Genomic DNA, 3,893 nt, shown 5'->3' on the forward strand with positions numbered 1-3,893 from the left:
CACTCTTTCCCTACACGACGCTCTTCCGATCTTTAAATGAATTTTATAAAGATGAAAAAGCTTTATGGCAAAAGGATCATATTAGCGAGGGATTCGAGTGGATTGATCCTAATAATTCTAGTCAAAGTGTAATTTCCTTCGTAAGGATAGGGTATGACAAAGATGATTATTTAATAGTAGTTTGCAATTTTTCACAGGTTTCGTATGGGGTATATAAAATCGGTGTTCCTAAATTAGTAAATTATGTGGAAGTATTTAATAGTGATAACAGTATGTTTGGTGGTAATGATAAGTTAAATAATAAGATTATATTATCAATTCCTGAAAAATGGAATAATAGGCCTTATTGTGTAAATATTATTCTACCAGCATTATCTATAATTTTTATAAAAGAAGAAAAACAAACACGATATTTTATTAAAAACAAGTAAATATTGAGGCACAATAGCTTAAGTATAAAAGGGGGAAGATTAGAATGGTAAAAAAAGAAATGATAGCTATGATACTCGCAGGAGGTCAAGGATCAAGATTAAAACAATTAACAAAAATGACGGCAAAACCTGCAGTGCCATTTGGAGGAAAGTATAGAATTATAGATTTTTCTTTAAGTAATTGTTCTAATTCCGATATAGACACAGTAGGGGTTCTCACTCAATACCAACCATTGGCATTGAACTCTCATATAGGAATAGGAGCTCCTTGGGATTTAGATAGAAGAAATGGAGGGGTGAGTCTTCTTCCACCTTACCAAAGTGAAGATGGTGGTAATTGGTACAAGGGGACAGCTGATGCGATATTTCAAAATACAAATTATATAGATAGTTTTAATCCAGAATATGTTCTTATTTTATCAGGAGATCATATTTATAAAATGGATTATTCAAAAATGTTAGATTATCACAAGGAAAAGGGAGCAGATGTTACTATCGCAGTACTAGAAGTTCCAGATGAGGAGTGTAGTAGATTTGGAATAATGAATACTCGGGATGATGATAGTATATATGAATTTGAAGAAAAACCAGAAGAGGCAAAAAGTAATTTAGCATCTATGGGGGTTTATATTTTTACTTGGTCGGTTCTTAGACAACTTTTAAAAGATGACAGCCAGGATGAAATATCAAGTCATGATTTTGGGAAAAATATAATAACAAAAATGTTAAATAATGATCAGAAGTTATTTGCATATCATTTCAAAGGATATTGGAGAGATGTTGGTACTATTGAAAGTTTTTGGTCTGCTAATATGGATTTATTATCTGATGATAATGAACTAAATATACATGACGATAAATGGAGAATATATACAGTTAATCCGATGCTTCCACCACAATATATAGGCCCGGAGGCAAGTATAAATAATGCAATGCTCAATGAAGGGTGCACAGTCCTTGGAGAAGTAAATAATTGTGTTCTTTTTCAAAATGTACATGTTGGAAAGGGATCTAAAATATCTAATTCAGTTATTTTGCCAAACACTAAAATAGGAAATAATGTAGTTATAGATAAAGCTATTATAGGAAGCGAAGTTACAATAAGACGTAATTCGTATATTGGTAATGGTCACGATATTATTGTTATTGAAAAAGGACGGGAAATTAAAGCTGATTTAAAGGTCGTAAATAAATTATAAAATTGGGGGAGGCGAAAAAATGCTTAAAAACTATATAGGAATGTTAATGCTAAATGAAGACGAAGATAATATTAAAAGCCTTACAAAATCACGACCTATAGCATCTATACCAATAGGTGGAAGATATAGAATTATTGATTTCGTACTTTCAAATATGGTTAATTCAGGTATTCATAATATAGGTATATTTACTAACACAAAATCTAGGTCTTTAGTTGACCATGTAGGTTCAGGAAAACCTTGGGATTTAGATAGAAAAATAAACGGGTTGTTCCTATTTAATCTTACATCAGAAAGATCTCAATTAAGAGATATAGACGTATTAAGTGGTAATATGGAATATATATATAGAACTAAACAAGAGTATGTAATAATATCTTCTTCATATATGATATGTAATATGGATTATAATGATGCAGCTAAGTACCACGAGGAATCTGGTAGCGATATAACTATAATATATAAAAAAACGAGTAATGGTAAAAAACATTATGTGAATTGTAATACTTTGTATATTAATGAAGATAATAAAGTTTTAAGTATTGGTAAAAATATAGGCGTTGAGGAAAAATTAAATATATCAATGGAAATGTTTATAATGAAAAAAACAACTCTTATAAATATTGTAAACAGTTGTATTCAGAAAGGAAGTTATAATTCAATAAAAACAGCGATATATAATGAGGTATCAAAATTCAATGTAAATGCATATGAGTTTAAAGGATATCTTCAGTGCATAAATTCGCTTCAAAATTATTATAAAACAAGTATGGATATGTTAAATGCTAAAATAATTAAGGAATTATTTTTTAATAATGGGTTAATATATACAAAAGGCAAGGATGAAGCTCCTACTAAATACTTTAATGGATCAGAGGTTAATAATTCTTTGATTTCAAATGGATGTATTTTGAAAGGAAAAATAGAGAAAAGTATAATTTCAAGAAGGGTTATTGTTGAGGCTGGTGCCGTGCTTAAAAATTGTATAGTATTTCAAAATTGTGAAATTAAAAAAGGATGTAAACTCACTAATGTTATAATTGACAAAAATAGTATTATAAGTGAGAACACAGTACTTGAGGGTTCACAGGAGTTCCCGGTTGTTATAGAGAAAAAAATTAGAGCATAAAAACATTAAATTTAAGGCACAAATAAATAACTACAGTAATGTGTTATTTATTTGTGTCTAATGGGGGGTTTATATGAAAGTATTATTTGTGGCGTCGGAAGCTTATCCTTTTATAAAAACAGGAGGTCTGGGGGATGTGGTATATGCATTACCTAAGGCTTTGAGAAAACTTGGAATAGATGCAAGAGTAATTATACCTAAATATAGTAAGATCCCTTTGGCATTTAGAAGCTGTATGGAGAACATAGATTATTTTAATGTAGAGGTTGGATGGAGAAGTAAGTATTGTGGATTAGAATATTTAAAGTACGATGGAGTGCCTTATTATTTTGTAGATAATGAGTATTATTTTAAAAGACCTCATATATATGGAGATTATGATGATGGTGAGCGTTTTGCTTTCTTTTCCAAAGCAGTAGTTGAGGCTATAAAATATATGGGAGATTTTAAACCGGATATAATCCACTGTAATGATTGGCAAAGCGCCGTTATACCAATAATTCTTAAAGATAAGTATAGTAAAGAGGAGTTATACAAGGAAATAAAAAGTGTATTTACTATACATAATTTACAATATCAAGGAATATTTCCAAAAGAAACGTTAAGCGATTTGCTAAACTTGGATTGGAAGTACTTTAATGAAAATCAAATGAAATTTTATGATTCTATCTCTTTCATGAAAGGTGGAATTGTATTCGCGGATGCTGTAACTACAGTAAGTAAGACCTATGCGAAAGAAATTCAAACTCCTTTTTATGGAGAAAGATTAGATGGATTATTATCTTCAAGGGAAAGTAGCTTATATGGAATAGTAAATGGTATAGATTATGAAATCCATAGTCCTAAAGTTGATAAAAAAATATTATATAATTACGATATGAAAAATGTGGATCAGAAGACTAAAAATAAGTTAAAGCTCCAAGAAAGATTAGGTTTTACCGTAACTGAAGATATACCAATGATAGGAATTGTTACAAGACTTGTTAAGCAAAAGGGGTTAGATCTAATTGTGGAGAAACTCCAGGAACTCCTTAGCCTTGATATTCAAATAGTAGTACTTGGTAATGGTGACGGATATTATGAGGATATATTTCAGTATTATGCGTCTATTTATCCAAGCAGAATATCAGCAAA

Annotated in this window: 3 protein-coding genes; all 3 read left to right on the forward strand. The window is 30.0% G+C overall.

All coding sequences use genetic code 11. From position 1 onward, the window contains the following. The first annotated feature begins 475 nt into the window (after positions 1-475). Positions 476-1,630 (forward strand): glucose-1-phosphate adenylyltransferase, encoded by a 1,155-nt coding sequence (locus Q0649_RS10600; protein ID WP_298841315.1) that lies wholly within the window; start codon positions 476-478, stop codon positions 1,628-1,630. 19 nt (positions 1,631-1,649) lie between these two features. Then, on the forward strand, positions 1,650-2,759 hold the full coding sequence (glgD, locus tag Q0649_RS10605) for a glucose-1-phosphate adenylyltransferase subunit GlgD (protein WP_298841316.1): 1,110 nt from the start codon (positions 1,650-1,652) through the stop codon (positions 2,757-2,759). Between the two features lie 73 nt (positions 2,760-2,832). Next, the coding region (locus Q0649_RS10610; protein ID WP_298841319.1) for a glycogen synthase at positions 2,833-3,893 on the forward strand (1,061 nt) is incomplete at its 3' end.

This window comes from uncultured Clostridium sp. (assembly GCF_937920395.1).
Taxonomy (GTDB): domain Bacteria; phylum Bacillota; class Clostridia; order Clostridiales; family Clostridiaceae; genus Clostridium_AD.